Source organism: Streptomyces sp. NPDC015220 (genome assembly GCF_043079345.1).
Lineage (GTDB): Bacteria > Actinomycetota > Actinomycetes > Streptomycetales > Streptomycetaceae > Streptomyces.
In genome coordinates this window covers 162,673-176,728 of record NZ_JBIBUK010000007.1, presented here as the reverse complement: position 1 = coordinate 176,728, position 14,056 = coordinate 162,673, and the positions used below count along the sequence as shown (strand labels likewise).

The window sequence follows — 14,056 nt, the reverse complement described above, 5'->3', positions numbered from 1 at the left end:
GGCTCACACTAACGCTCCTGGTTGTAGGTGCTGTCAGGACCACTGTGTTCATTCCTTGCGGCCTGACCGTTCTTTTCACTTCCTGCGGTGCGTCCCCGTTCGACGCCCCGGCGCAGGTTGCTCAGCCTGCCCCGTACGTCCTCGGGGGCGCGGGAGACCTGTGGGCCGCCCTGCGGGGTCGATTCCGCGGCGCCTTCGACCAGGTTGGCCTTGGGCACCCGACGCGGCAGACCGGAGGAGGTAACCCCGCCCGCCTTGGGTTTCCGGAGCTTGGAGGCCTGCTGCCACCGCTCGTCGTTCGCGGAACGCCAGTCGCCGTCGCCGTTGCTCTCGGGGGAGGGAGCCGGTGTCTCCCGGTGCACGGGCTGCGCGCCGTTCGAACCGCTCGCGGTGGATCCGCGCCGGGGCAGCCCGGCGTCGGTCAGGTCGTGGCCGGCGGCCTCGGCCGCTCCCGGATGGTCGAAGCCTACGCGGTCCGCCGCGTTCACGTCAGCGGCCTGCGCGGATTCCGCTTCCGGAGCGTACTGGTCCGGGTAGCCGGTCTGGTAACCGTCGCCCTGCGGCCAGTCGTCCTGGTAGGGCTGCCGCTGGTAGCCGGAGTACTGCTCCGCCGGGGCGGCGTGGGTACCGGTGTGCTCCTCGCGCACCGGCTCCGCATAGCCGTCGGGGGCCGGGTAACCGCCATGGGCGGAGTAGGCGCCGTTCTGCGGCAGGCCGCCGTCCGGCGCGTAGTACGCCTGCTCGTACGACTGCTGTCCCTGCTGCTCGTACTGCGGCTGTCCCTGCCGGCCGTAGACGGGCCCGCCCTGCTGGTCGTACGCCGGCTGCTGCTCGCCGTACGCCGACTGCCCGTCGAAGGCGGCACCCTGCTCCGGGTAGGCCACCTGGCCGGTGTCGTACACCGGCTGCTGTCCGGTGGACTCGGCGGAGTACGCGGTGGTTTCGGGCGTTTCCTGCGCGTCGGGCATGCCGTGCGCCTGGGGCTCCAGGGCCGCCTCGCGCTCCTCGCGCTTCAGGGAGCGGTTGACCGGGTCGAGCCCCCGGATGTCGTCCGGGACGTCGGCGTAACGGCTGTCGTCGAAGCCGAGTTCGGCGGCCGTCCGCATCGGCGGCAGCTGGTTGAAGTCCTCGCCGCGGACCTGCTGCTCCGGGATGATCTGGGAGACCGAGAAATCGTCGCGCTCCGGCTCCCGTTCGCCACCGCCGCCGTGGGTGATCGCGTCCGGCAGCATGACCAGCGACGTGGTGCCGGCCTGCTCGCCGGAGGGACGCAGCTGGACCCGGATGCCGTGCCGGTCGGCGAGGCGGCCGACCACGAACAGGCCCATGCGCTGGGAGATCGCCACGTCCACGGTGGGCGGGTTGGCCAGCTTGTGGTTGATGTCCGCGAAGTCCTCGGCGGTCAGACCGATGCCCTTGTCGTGGATCTCGATCATGACCCGGCCGTCGGGCAGCCTGGTCGCCGTGACGCGGACCTTGGTCTGCGGCGAGGAGAACGTGGTGGCGTTCTCCAGCAGCTCGGCCAGCAGGTGCACCAGGTCGGTGACCGCGCGGCCGTGGATCTCGGCCTCGGGGACGCCGGAGAGCTCGATGCGCTCGTACTGCTCCACCTCGGAGGAGGCGGCGCGCAGTACGTCGACCAGGGGGACCGGCTGGTCCCAGCGGCGGCCGGGCTCCTCGCCGGCGAGGACCAGGAGGTTCTCGCCGTTGCGGCGCATACGGGTCGCCAGGTGGTCCAGGCGGAAGAGGTTCTCCAGCTGGTCCGGGTCGGCCTCGTTGTTCTCCAGGTCGGTGATCAGGGTCAGCTGGCCCTCGATCAGCGACTGGTTGCGGCGCGAGAGGTTGGTGAAGATCGCGTTGATGTTGCCCCGCAGCAGGGCCTGCTCGGCGGCGAGCCGGACGGCCTCGCGGTGGACCTGGTCGAAGGCGCGGGCGACTTCGCCGATCTCGTCGGTCGAGGTGATCGGGATCGGCGCGACGCGGGTGTCGACCCGGCCGGGGTCGGTGCGCGACAGCTGGTCGACCAGCGTCGGCAGGCGCTGCTCGGCGATGCCGAAGGCGGCGTTGCGCAGCCGGCGCATGGAGCGGCTCATCTGCCGGGCCACCAGGCCGGCCAGGACGAACGCGGCGAGCAGGGCGACCAGGACGACCGCGCTGGTGATGAAGGTCGACTGCCTGGCGTCGTCGGCGATGCCGGACGCCTCGTTCACCGCCGTGTCGGCCATGTCCGACTCGATCTTGCGGTAGGCGTCGAACTTGAGGGTGTTGACGGCCCACCAGTTCTGCGCGGTGATGCCCTTCTGGGCGAGCTGCTGGCGTTCGGCGGGGTCGGTGCTCTTCAGCGTGGCGAGGGCCGTGACCATCTTCTGCGGGTCGGACGGCGGGGCCGCGTAGTTCGGGTCCTTGCCCTTGGCCTCCTGGGCCATCGCCGCGGCCTTGGTCTGGATCTCCTTCTTCTCCGCGTCCAGGCGGTCCGCGTCCTCCTGGGTGCCGCCGCCGAGGTACTCCTCGACGGCGATGCCCTCCAGGTAGGCGTAGGAGGAGAGGGCGATGCGCTGGCTGGCCAGGTTGCCGCTGTCCGGACCGGGCTTGACCAGCAGGTGCGTGCCGATCGAGCGCTCCAGGGACAGGGCGGCCTTGGTGAGGGAGATGGCGTAGACCGTACGGCCGTAGGAGGTGATGTTTCCGGTGCCCAGGCCGAGCTCGTTGGCGAACTCCATCAGCGGGTGGGCGACCTTGACGTAGCCCTCCTCGGTCTGCACGCCGGTGAGCTTGGAGGTGTACGCGGCGGCGCGCAGCGACCGGAGATCCGGCTCGACCTCGCGGAACAGCTTCAGCCGGCGCACCAGGCCGGCCTTCTGCGGCATGTTCTTGGCCGCCTGGTCGAAGGCGTCGGCGGCCTTGTCCGTCAGCTCGCGGGCCTGGGTGACCGCGGAGTTGTTCTGGCCCTTGCCCTCCAGCAGGGGAGCGGCGGTGACGTCGCGCTCGTTGTAGAGGGTGTTGGCGTAGGTCAGGGAGGCCCGCACCAGGAGCGCGGTGTTCTCGGCGTCCTGGGCCTCGTTCCAGGTGTCGATCGAGCTCTTGACCTGGAAACCGCCCATGACGAGGCCGACCAGCACGGGTATGAGCATGATGGCGTTCAGCCGGGTGCGCACCCGCCAGTTGCGCGGGGAGAAGGCTCCGCCGCTCGGGGTGGGAGCGTCCGCCTGTTCCGAACCGGGCACGTGTGCGGGCGCCGCTCCGCGCGGCGGCGGGGTGAAGTTGCCCCGGGCCGCCGACGGCTCGGGACCGTTCTTGCTTCGCCTCACTCGACCAACAACCTCTCGGCGGTCGGCACCTACGCTGTGCCGCAGTGTCTCAGAGCCCTGTTCGCCGACGACGACGTCAGTACTACTGAGTACGTCCTTGACTATTGGGCAGTTCAGGCATTCCAGCACGCGGGCATGCGGTCTTCCAAACACTCGGAACCGTTCATTCCGAGTGATGTAAGCCCCAGATAAAACGGTCATAAAGAGCGAGCTGCGCCAAAAGGCCGAGGGATCGTACGCGCAGCGAGACCGTATGTGCGCGACGCGTGGCGGCGCCACCCGATTCCTCTGCCGAAACGTTATGAACACCGCGGCCGGCCGTGTCAAAGGACACAGCCGGCTCCGGTGCTGCTACGACAACTGGCGTATCGCCTTGCCGACTTAGGTGCTATGTGAGATGTGCGTGCGTCCGTACCGCTACCGCAGACGGGCCATCAGCGCGTGCTCGACCAGTGTGATCAGCGCCGACTTGGCGTCCGCGCGGTGCCGGGCGTCGGTGGTGATGATCGGCGCGTCCGGCCCGATCTGCAGCGCCTCGCGGACCTCGTCCGGGCTGTAGGGCTGCTGGCCGTCGAAACCGTTGAGGGCGATGACGAACGGCAGTCCGCTGTTCTCGAAGTAGTCGACGGCCGGGAAGCAGTCGGCCAGGCGCCGGGTGTCGACCAGCACGATCGCGCCGATGGCGCCGCGGACCAGGTCGTCCCACATGAACCAGAAGCGGTCCTGTCCGGGGGTGCCGAACAGGTAGAGGATCAGGTCCTGGTCGAGGGTGATGCGGCCGAAGTCCATGGCCACCGTGGTGGTGGTCTTGTCCCCGGTGTGGGTGAGGTCGTCGATGCCCGCCGAGGCGGACGTCATCACGGCCTCGGTACGCAGCGGGTTGATCTCCGAGACGGCTCCCACGAACGTGGTCTTGCCCACGCCGAAGCCACCCGCCACCACGATCTTCGCGGAGGTGGTCGCCCGGCCCCCGTCAGAGCTTGCGAAGTCCACTGAGCACCCTTTCGAGCAGCGTCACGTCCGGTGCGCCGCCGTTGTTCTCGTCACCGCCCGGCTGGTGGATGGCCACCAGCCCGGCCTCGGCCAGGTCCGCGACGAGGATCCTCGCCACGCCGAGCGGCATGGCGAGGAGCGCCGAGACCTCGGCGACCGACTTCACCTCACGGCACAGATGGCAGATCCGCTGGTGCTCCGGGAGCAGTCCCATCAGCGCTGCCGGGTCGGCCGTGGTGCTGATCAGGGCCTCGATGGCGAGCTGATAGCGCGGCCGGGTCCGGCCGCCGGTCATCGCGTATGGACGGACCAGCGGCTGGTCGCCCTCGTCCCCGTACGGCTCGGCGTACGGATCATGATGGGCGGTGGGCGGGGTCATGAATCCTCCGGGCGGGACAGCAAGTCGGTCGGGCAAGCCGTCGGACGGGGCCGGTGGGGGGATTGTGGCGGCCGGACGGTGATTTGGTGACGTGGGTGGTGCCGGGGCAGGTCAGTGGAGCAGACTGCCCTGTAGTTCGGCACGCAGGTCGGGGGTGAGCACCGCGCCCGCCCGGTCGACGAGCAGCGCCATCTCGTAGCCGACGAGGCCGATGTCGCACTCGGGGTGGGCCAGGACCGCGAGCGAGGACCCGTCCGAGACGGACATCAGGAAGAGGAAGCCGCGCTCCATCTCCACGACCGTCTGCGCCACGTTGCCGCCCTCGAAGATCCGGGAGGCCCCGGCGGTCAGCGAGGTCAGGCCGGACGCGACGGCCGCGAGCTGGTCGGCGCGGTCGCGCGGGAACCCTTCGGACATCGCCAGAAGGAGTCCGTCCGCGGACACCACGACGGTGTGGGACACCCCTGGGGTGTTGTCCACGAAGTTGGTGATCAACCAGTTCAGGTTCTGTGCCGCCTGGCTCATCGGACTCAACTAACGCTCCTGCTGGTGAGTGGGGCTCGGGTAGCTGCCCGTCTGACCGGTGCCGGCCTGACGACCCTGTGCGATGCCCCGACGGAGATTGGTCAGCCGGCCGCGTACGTCGTCGGGCGCACGCGAGACCTGCGGACCGTTCTGGTGCTGTTGCTGCTGAGCCGTGCCCGGGACGAGGTTCGCCCTGGGCACCCGGCGCGGCAGGCCGGAGGTGGTGACGCCGCCCGCCGCCGGCTGCCGTACGCGCTCTGCCTGCCGGACGAGTTCGTCGTTCGGCGAGCTGCGCCAGGCTGAGGCGGCGGGACGTTCGGGGGCCGCGGGCGCCTGCGGCTGCTGCTGTGCGGGCGCCTCGGCGTTGTTCTGCTGCCGTTCACCGCGGAACCAGTTGGTCTCGAGGTTGTCGAACAGCGGTGTCCGCCCGTCGCCCGGGCTGGGGGCCGGCGGAAGGGCTTCCGGCTCCCGGGCCACGGGTCGCTGCGGCTGTCGCGGTGCGGACGGGCGCGGGGCGCCGAAGTCGGCGGGCGCACCGGCCTGGAGCCGCTCGAACTGGCCGGTGGACGACGGGTCCTGACGGCTCGGCAGCGGATGCCGTCCGGTGGAGCCGTCGGCGTAACCGGGCTCGGCGAACTGGCCGGTGGAGCCGTTGTCGTAGGGCTGCGCGGCGGGGAATTGGCCGGTGGAGCCGTTGTCGTACGCCTGGGCTGCCGGGAACTGACCCGTCGAGCCGTTGTCGTAGGGCTGCGCGGCGGGGAATTGGCCGGTGGAGCCGTTGTCGTAGGGCTGCGCGGCGGGGAATTGGCCGGTGGAGCCGTTGTCGTACGCCTGGGCTGCCGGGAACTGACCGGTCGCGCCGTTGTCGTAGGGCTGCGCGGCGGGGAATTGGCCGGTGGAGCCGTTGTCGTACGCCTGGGCTGCCGGGAACTGACCCGTCGAGCCATTGTCGTACGCCTGCTGGGCCGGGAACTGCCCCGTGGAGCCGTTGTCGTACCCCTGCGGAGCGGCGAACTGGCCCGTGTCCGACGGGTTGTTGTTCTGCGGCGCGTTCTGCGCGGCCGTGCCGAAGACGTCCGGGCGGACGAACGAGCCGGTGTTCTGAGCGGCTTCCGGACCCTGCCGGTCGTCGGGCCGCGGGAGCGCCGGCATCTCCGCCGTGGCACCCGGACCCTGGTGGTCCTCGATCCGCGGCATGCTGGAGGTCTGCGCCTGCTCCGCCTCGTCGTGACCGCGCGGAGCGTCGAGGGCGGCGGGCCCCACGGGGTTCTCGTTGCCCCAACTCGGCGTACGCGGCTGCGGGTTGCCGCCCGGCAGCTCGGCACGCGGACCACCGCGCGCCGGCAGCTGCGGCGCCCGCCCCTGCTCGGCGCCGTTCGCCCGCTGCGGGGGCACGGTGCCACGCGCGCCGCCCCCGAAGGCGTCCGGCCGGCCACCGCCGCCGAAGGCGTCCTGCCGACCGCCCGGGCGGCGGCCCTGGCCGAAGCCCTGCGGAGCGTCCGGGCCGGCGGCCTGGAGGTTCTGCGGCGCACCCGGGGCCCGGCCACCGAAGCCGGCTCCCGCACCCGCGCCGTTCTGAGCGTTCTGACCCGCGCCGTGCTGCGCCGGCCGGCCCTGCTGCGGCTGCGCCGGGCCCTGTGGCCCGCGCGCTCCGCCCGGACCACCGGGTCCGCCCGGTCGGCCGCCCGTGCCGGGCAGCGCGGCCCGCGGGCCCTGACCGGCGCCGACCTGGCCGCGCGGGGCGGCACCGGGGCCGAGCCGGCCGGCGCCTCCCGCGGGGCCGCCCGCACCGAGTGCGCCGCCGCCCGCCTGGCCGTTCTGGCGCCGGGCCGCCGCCGCGCCGGCGGCAGCGGCGGCAGCCGCCGGACCGCCCGCGGACGGACCGCCGGGCTTGCCGGGAGCCGGCTTCTTGCCGCCCTGCGCGACATCGACCGGCAGCATGACGAGGGCCGTCGTACCGCCGGAGTCGGACGGGCGCAGCTGGATGCGGATGCCGTGCCGCTGGGACAGCCGGCCGACCACGAACAGGCCCATGCGGCGGGAGACGGAGACGTCCACGGTGGGCGGCGAGGCGAGTCGCTCGTTGATCGCCGCGAGGTCCTCGGGGGAGAGGCCGATGCCGGTGTCGTGGATCTCGATCAGGACGCGGCCGTCGGGCAGCGCGTGACCGGTGACCTTGACCTTGGTCTGCGGGGAGGAGAACGAGGTCGCGTTCTCCAGCAGCTCGGCGAGCAGGTGCACGAGGTCGTTGACGACGCGGCCGGCGACCTCGGTGGTCGGCACCGAGGCGAGTTCGATGCGCTCGTACTGCTCCACCTCGGAGGCGGCGGCGCGCAGGACGTCGACCAGCGGGACCGGGCGGGTCCAGCGCCGGCCGGGTTCCTCACCCGCGAGGACGAGGAGGTTCTCGCCGTTACGGCGCATACGGGTCGCGAGGTGGTCGAGCTTGAACAGCGAGGAGAGCTGGTCGGGGTCGGCCTCGCGGGACTCCAGCTCGGAGATCAGCGAGAGCTGGCGCTGGATCAGGCCCTGGGAGCGACGCGAGAGGTTGGTGAACATCGCGTTGACGTTGCCCCGCAGCAGGGCCTGCTCGGCGGCGAGGCGGACCGCCTCGCGGTGCACCTCGTCGAAGGCCGCGGCCACCTGGCCGATCTCGTCCCGGGAGTGCACACCGACCGATTCCACGGTGGTGTCGACGTCCTGCGGGTCGGACTCCGAGAGCTGCTTGACCAGCTCGGGCAGGCGGTCCTGGGCGACCCGGGTCGCGGTGTCCTGCAGCCGGCGCAGCGAGCGGATCATGGAGCGTGCCACGACGAAGGCGCCGACCAGCGACACGCCGAGGACGAGCAGGATCAGCACACCGGAGATGATGGCGTCCTGCTCGGTGGAGCTGCGCAGCTCGCGCGCCTTCTGCTCCATGTTCTCGAGCAGCGTGTGCTCGATCTTCCGCATCTGCTCGATCTTGGTCGAGCTGTCGTCCACCCAGTCGCGGTAGGACCGCTTGTTCAGCGAGCCCAGGCCGCCCGCGCTGTCCAGGGCGCGCTTGGCGTAGGTGTCCGCGGACTGGATGGTCGGGTTGCCCTCTTCGACGGGCTTGAGGAGTTCCTCGGCCCCGCTGCCGTAGATGTTGCGGAAGCTGTTGATCTCGGAGGTCTGGCTGTCCAGCGCCGACTGGGCGTACAGCCGGTCGTTGTCCGAGAGGTTGCCCTTGTTGGTGTTGTTCGCCGGCAGCGCCGCCGCGATGACGGCGCGCTGGACGGAGGCGTACTCCTTGGCGGAGGAGAAGGCGGCCAGGGCGCGGGTGCGCTGGATCATCTCCGGGTTGCTGGTCGCCTCGGCCATGTCCTGGGAGAGGCCGAGCAGCTCGGTGATGAGGTGGTGGTAGGCCTCGACCGTCTGGGCCGAGTTGTCCTCGGCCTCGTAGGCGGTCTTGCGGATCTTGCCGAGGCCGTTGAGCTCACTGGCCAGACCGACGAGGGTGTCGCGGACACCCTGGAGGTTGCCGTTCTTGCTAGCGCTGTCGATCTCCTCGGAGGCGGAGAGGAAGTTGTCCTTGGCCCGGTCGGTCTTGTCCCGGAAGCCCTTGACGGTGATGGCGCTCGCGCTGGAGGGGTGGGCCAGCGGACCGGCGGACTGGTCGCGCTCCTCCTGGAGCGCGGCGGCCAGCTCGGTGGCCTGCTTGGTCATGTCCGTCAGCAGCTTCATGTTGTCGAGCTGCTGGATGTCGTCCAGGTTCTGGTTGATGCGCAGCGCGCCCAGCGTGGTTGCCGCGACCACGGGGAGCGCGAGCAGCGAGACCAGGCGGGTGGAGATGCGCCAGTTGCGCAGGGCGACGCGCGAGCCGGGGCCGGTGGGGGGCTGGCCCTTGCCCTTGGCCGGCTTCGCCGCCGGAGCGGGGCTCGGCGAGGCCGAGGTGCTGGACGGACCGGCCGTGGCGGCGCGTCCGGAACGCTCCCCGTTGTCCCCGGACGGGGCCTGGCCCGGGTTCTGGGCGTGCTGGGGCGAGGAACCGCGGTCGGTCCCGCCGTGCGGCTCCGGCTCCGCCGAAGCGCTGCCATCCCTCTTGAAACGTCCCTGCACTAGCGTCGCAACCTCTGGACCAGGCGTCCCTCCGGGTGAGCGGAGGGACGGTGTCGGCGTCGTGGGAAGCGCCCTGAATACGCTCCCCGGGTGGTCGTGAGTGACCGGCGCTGGCTCCCCCTGTCTCGCCGCCACTCGGCGCTGCTCTGCGCCCCCTGCGCGCCGGCTCGATCCTGCGGCGGTCCGTGGCATTCCAGCACAGTGCAGGATCTCCAACAAGGCATGTGGGCCAGGCTGTGACCTGTGTGACACGGCGTGAGTGACGGGTTACCCGATGTGGAAAGTGATCTCCCGCATACCGGACATATGGCTACGAGCCGACGGGCGACCCTGGGTGTCCCAGACGCCATGATCGGGAGCGGAATGGTGCCTTCAGGGGGCGAATGTCCGCTTTGTTGATGAGGGGGAAGCTCAAAAATTGTCCGGATTGTCGACGGACTCGTGAGCAAACTCACACGGGCATCCCGGGCTCTTCACGTCTTCGGACGGGAATTGCATGTTTAGCCTGACGCTTTACAGGGATGGCGAATCCGACAACCCGCGCGCGAGGGCCGCTCGACGCTCCCGGCGCCCGTAGACGACAAGGTCTCTTGCAACCGTGAAGACGACGATGATGTTCCGCACCATAGCCAACCCCCGCCGCACGACGCTGGCGCACCTCGACGGCGCCGAGGCGCTGCAGACGCCGGAACTGCCGGAGCACCCCGTCTCCCTCCCCACCCAGACCGCCAACCCCAGGCGGACCGTCCTCATGGAGGCGCCGGCCACGGCCGTCGTCGCGGAGTAGCGCACCGAGCGGTTACGCGAACGGAGCGCCGACGCCGACGGCGGCCCAGGCGCGGCCGGAGACCCCCGGAGCCCGCGGAGATCGTCCCGGGCCCACGGAGATCCCCGGAGCACATGGAGATCAGGGGCGTCCCACGAAACGGGGCGCCCCTCCTTCATGCCCCCTCACCCACCGGCCGGCGGCTTTGGGGACCGTGTTCTCGCGGGAGGCCGCACCACGCCGGAACCGCTGCTCGGGCGGGCGATGGGCGGGATGCGGGGGCGCCGCCGCGTTAGCCTGGAGCGTCAGACTCCAGCCGCTCGAGCCAAGGGGCCAAGCATCCCGTGCGCATCGCCAGATTCTCCATCGACGGGAACGTCGCCTTCGGCGCGGTCGAGGGCGACCAGCCGGACGAGCTCGTCCTCGACATCATCAAGGGCATCCCGTTCGCGGACTTCGAGCTCTCCGGCACCAGGGTGCCGCTGAGCAAGGTACGGCTGCTGCCGCCGGTGCTGCCCAACAAGGTCGTCGCCTTCGGCCGCAACTACGCCGAGCACGCGCGTGAGCTCGGCAACGAGGTGCCCGACGCCCCGTTCGCCTTCTTCAAGCCGTCCACGTCGGTGATCGGCCCCGGCGACCCGATCCAGTACCCCTCCTTCTCGGAGGAACTGCACCACGAGGCCGAGCTGGCCGTGGTCATCGGCCGCATGTGCCGCGAGGTCCCCCGCGACCGCGTCAAGGACGTGGTCTTCGGCTTCACCTGCGCCAACGACGTCACCGCCCGCGACGTCCAGCGGCGCGAGAAGCAGTGGGCCCGGGCCAAGGGCTTCGACACCTCCTGTCCGCTCGGCCCCTGGGTGGAGACGGACCTCGACCTCGCCGCCGCGGCCGACCTGACCGTCCAGCTCACCGTCAACGGAGAGCAGCGGCAACTGGGCCGCACCAGCGAGATGATCCACCCCATCGAGGATCTGATCGTCAACATCTCCGAGGCCATGACGCTGCTTCCCGGCGACGTGATCCTCACGGGCACCCCGGCTGGGGTCGGCCCCCTCAACGTCGGCGACGAAGTCGCCGTCACCATCGAAGGCATCGGCACTCTCACCAACAAGGTTGTCAAGCGTGGCTAGCGCACCAGACTCCCCTTCCCCCAAGTCCTCGGCTCCGCTCGGACAGGGGGCACCCCCGCGCGTCCGTTTCTGCCCCTCGCCCACCGGTAACCCCCACGTGGGTCTGGTCCGCACCGCCCTGTTCAACTGGGCGTTCGCCCGCCACCACCAGGGCACCCTCGTCTTCCGCATCGAGGACACCGACGCGGCCCGCGACTCCGAGGAGTCCTACGACCAGCTGCTCGAGGCGATGCGCTGGCTGGGCTTCGACTGGGACGAGGGCCCCGAGGTCGGCGGCCCGCACCCGCCGTACCGGCAGTCGCAGCGCATGGACATCTACCGGGACGTCGCCCGGAAGCTGCTGGACGCCGGCCACGCCTACCACTGCTACTGCTCCCAGGAGGAGCTGGACACCCGCCGCGAGGCCGCCCGCGCCGCCGGCAAGCCGTCCGGCTACGACGGTCACTGCCGCGACCTCACCACCGAGCAGGTCGAGCGGTACCGGGCGGAGGGCCGCAGCCCCATCGTCCGGTTCCGGATGCCCGACGAGACGATCACCTTCACGGACCTGGTCCGCGGCGAGATCACCTACCTCCCGGAGAACGTCCCGGACTACGGCATCGTCCGCGCGAACGGCGCTCCCCTCTACACGCTCGTCAACCCGGTCGACGACGCCCTGATGGAGATCACCCACGTCCTGCGCGGCGAGGACCTGCTCTCCTCCACCCCGCGCCAGATCGCCCTGTACAAGGCGCTGATCGAGCTGGGCGTCGCCAAGGAGATCCCCGCCTTCGGCCACCTGCCGTACGTGATGGGCGAGGGCAACAAGAAGCTGTCCAAGCGCGACCCGCAGTCCTCGCTGAACCTCTACCGCGAGCGAGGCTTCCTGCCCGAGGGCCTGCTCAACTACCTCTCCCTGCTCGGCTGGTCGCTCTCGGCCGACCAGGACATCTTCTCGGTCGAGGAGATGGTCGCCGCCTTCGACATCGCGGACGTGAACCCCAACCCGGCCCGCTTCGACCTGAAGAAGTGCGAGGCGATCAACGGCGACCACATCCGCCTGCTCGATGTGAAGGACTTCACGGAGCGCTGCGCGCCCTGGCTGAAGGCCCCCTTCGCGCCCTGGGCCCCGGAGGACTTCGACGAGAGCAAGTGGCAGGCCATCGCGCCGCACGCGCAGACCCGTCTGAAGGTCCTCTCCGAGATCACGGACAACGTCGACTTCCTGTTCCTGCCCGAGCCGGTCGAGGACGAGGCGAGCTGGGCCAAGGCGATGAAGGAGGGCTCCGACGCCCTGCTGCGCACGGCGCGGGAGAAGCTCCAGGCGGCCGACTGGTCGTCCCCCGACTCGCTGAAGGAGGCCGTCCTGGCCGCCGGCGAGGCGCACGGCCTCAAGCTCGGCAAGGCGCAGGCCCCGGTCCGCGTCGCCGTCACCGGCCGCACGGTGGGCCTGCCCCTCTTCGAGTCCCTGGAGGTCCTGGGCAAGGAGAAGACGCTGGCCAGGATCGACGCGGCGCTGGTGAAGCTGGCGGCGTGACGCACCACGCGTCAGGGGCGGCATCCGGTGACCGGGTGCCGCCCCTTCGTGCTGTCCGGGCGAAGTCCCGCCCGCTCGGCCCGCCCGGGCGGTACGGTCGATGACATGGCGATCAGAGCTGTCCTGTGGGACGTCGACGACACGCTCTTCGACTACACCACGGCCGACCGGACCGGAATGCGGGAGCACCTGGTGGCCGAGCGGCTGCTGGAGGGGCACGGGACCGTGGAGGCGGCCCTGACGCACTGGCGGCGGATCACCGACGAGCAGTGGGCGCGGTTCTCGGCCGGTGAGGTCGGCTTCGAGGAGCAGCGACGGGACCGGGTCCGGGTCTTCCTGGGCCGGCCGGAGCTGACCGACACCGAGGCCGAGGCGTGGTTCGAGCGGTACCTCGGGCACTACGAGGCCGCCTGGGCGCTCTTCCCGGACGTGCTGCCCGTCCTGGACGCCCTCGCCGCCAGCCACCGGCACGCCGTGCTGTCCAACTCCAGCCTCCACGTCCAGGAGCGCAAGCTGCGGGTCCTCGGCGTGCGCGACCGCTTCGAGGCCGTGCTGTGCGCCGCGGAGCTCGGGGTGTCCAAGCCGGCCCCCGAGGCGTTCCACGCGGCCTGCGAGGCGCTGGAACTCGCTCCGCACCAGGTCGCCTACGTCGGCGACCACCCGGAGATCGACGGGCGGGGGGCCGCCGAGGCCGGGCTGCTGTCGGTCTGGATCGACCGTCACGGCGTGCACACCGAAGGTCACGGGAGCGCCGGGCCGCACCGGATCTCCTCCCTCGCCGAACTACCGGCGACGCTCGGGGCGGATACCCGTTTTGGAGCCCCGTCCACCTTCGGGTAATGTTCTTCCTGCGCCGCGGGGAACGGGCCGAAAGGCCGGAAACCCGAAGCGCAGTACTAGAACAAGAACCCCTCAGGGGCTTGCGTTCCAGTGGCCTATGGTGTAATTGGCAGCACGACTGATTCTGGTTCAGTTAGTCTTGGTTCGAGTCCAGGTAGGCCAGCTCGCAGAGCTCATCTGCGCCGCGGATCAGATCCGCAAGCCCCCGTTGTGTAGCGGCCTAGCACGCCGCCCTCTCAAGGCGGTAGCGCCGGTTCGAATCCGGTCGGGGGTACAGATCCTTCTCGCGAGGACAGCCGGGTCGCTCCCGTTGTCCTTGATGCAGGATCGCTAGGGCCCCCGTTGTGTAGCGGCCTAGCACGCCGCCCTCTCAAGGCGGTAGCGCCGGTTCGAATCCGGTCGGGGGTACGACTGGTCTAAACCATCATTGGTCTATGGTGTAATTGGCAGCACGACTGATTCTGGTTCAGTTAGTCTTGGTTCGAGTCCAGGTAGACCAGCTCGGACCTGCGGAAACGC

Annotated in this window: 9 protein-coding genes and 4 tRNA genes; 8 read left to right on the top strand and 5 right to left on the bottom strand. The window is 70.6% G+C overall.

What is annotated here, in order from left to right; all coding sequences use genetic code 11:
* Positions 1-8: 8 nt before the first annotated feature.
* The 5 genes from ACF061_RS17585 to ACF061_RS17565 form a co-directional block, all read right to left on the bottom strand.
* Positions 9-3,308, bottom strand: a complete 3,300-nt coding sequence (locus ACF061_RS17585; RefSeq protein WP_392267759.1) for a nitrate- and nitrite sensing domain-containing protein — start codon at positions 3,306-3,308, stop codon at positions 9-11.
* 417 nt (positions 3,309-3,725) lie between these two features.
* The gene (locus ACF061_RS17580; RefSeq protein ID WP_392267758.1) at positions 3,726-4,301 is read right to left on the bottom strand and encodes an ATP/GTP-binding protein; all 576 of its coding nucleotides are present in this window, start codon (positions 4,299-4,301) and stop codon (positions 3,726-3,728) included.
* Entirely contained in the window at positions 4,282-4,680 is a 399-nt protein-coding gene (locus ACF061_RS17575; RefSeq protein ID WP_009190816.1) for a DUF742 domain-containing protein, read from the bottom strand. The genes ACF061_RS17580 and ACF061_RS17575 overlap by 20 nt, the downstream gene beginning before the upstream one ends.
* A gap of 111 nt (positions 4,681-4,791) precedes the next feature.
* The gene (locus tag ACF061_RS17570) at positions 4,792-5,205 is read right to left on the bottom strand and encodes a roadblock/LC7 domain-containing protein (RefSeq protein WP_003973453.1); all 414 of its coding nucleotides are present in this window, start codon (positions 5,203-5,205) and stop codon (positions 4,792-4,794) included.
* 9 nt (positions 5,206-5,214) lie between these two features.
* Positions 5,215-9,285: a nitrate- and nitrite sensing domain-containing protein gene (locus tag ACF061_RS17565; RefSeq protein ID WP_392267757.1), complete on the bottom strand. Its 4,071-nt coding sequence runs from the start codon at positions 9,283-9,285 to the stop codon at positions 5,215-5,217.
* A gap of 598 nt (positions 9,286-9,883) precedes the next feature.
* Here ACF061_RS17565 and ACF061_RS17560 point away from each other — a divergent pair.
* The 8 genes from ACF061_RS17560 to ACF061_RS17525 all read left to right on the top strand — a co-directional run bounded on the left by ACF061_RS17560 (position 9,884) and on the right by ACF061_RS17525 (position 14,037).
* Positions 9,884-10,072 carry a hypothetical protein gene (locus tag ACF061_RS17560; RefSeq protein WP_392267756.1) on the top strand — a complete coding sequence of 63 codons (189 nt, stop codon included), beginning with the start codon at positions 9,884-9,886 and terminating at the stop codon, positions 10,070-10,072.
* Positions 10,073-10,395: 323 nt separating this feature from the next.
* Positions 10,396-11,181, top strand: a complete 786-nt coding sequence (locus tag ACF061_RS17555) for a fumarylacetoacetate hydrolase family protein (protein WP_392267755.1) — start codon at positions 10,396-10,398, stop codon at positions 11,179-11,181.
* Entirely contained in the window at positions 11,174-12,697 is a 1,524-nt protein-coding gene (gene gltX, locus ACF061_RS17550; protein ID WP_392267754.1) for a glutamate--tRNA ligase, read from the top strand. Before ACF061_RS17555 ends, gltX begins: the two co-directional genes overlap by 8 nt.
* A gap of 105 nt (positions 12,698-12,802) precedes the next feature.
* On the top strand, positions 12,803-13,537 hold the full coding sequence (locus ACF061_RS17545; protein ID WP_392267753.1) for an HAD family hydrolase: 735 nt from the start codon (positions 12,803-12,805) through the stop codon (positions 13,535-13,537).
* A gap of 91 nt (positions 13,538-13,628) precedes the next feature.
* Positions 13,629-13,700, top strand: a tRNA-Gln gene (locus ACF061_RS17540).
* Positions 13,701-13,738: 38 nt separating this feature from the next.
* Positions 13,739-13,811, top strand: a tRNA-Glu gene (locus ACF061_RS17535).
* A gap of 61 nt (positions 13,812-13,872) precedes the next feature.
* Positions 13,873-13,945, top strand: a tRNA-Glu gene (locus ACF061_RS17530).
* A 20-nt stretch (positions 13,946-13,965) separates the two neighbouring features.
* Positions 13,966-14,037: transfer RNA gene (locus ACF061_RS17525), tRNA-Gln, on the top strand.
* Positions 14,038-14,056: the final 19 nt, after the last annotated feature.

Coding starts and splice junctions, on each gene's coding strand:
- ACF061_RS17545 (WP_392267753.1), top strand. CDS start 12,803: ATGGCGATCAGAGCTGTCCTGTGGGACGTCGACGACACGCTCTTCGAC.
- ACF061_RS17570 (WP_003973453.1), bottom strand. CDS start 5,205: ATGAGCCAGGCGGCACAGAACCTGAACTGGTTGATCACCAACTTCGTG.
- ACF061_RS17575 (WP_009190816.1), bottom strand. CDS start 4,680: ATGACCCCGCCCACCGCCCATCATGATCCGTACGCCGAGCCGTACGGG.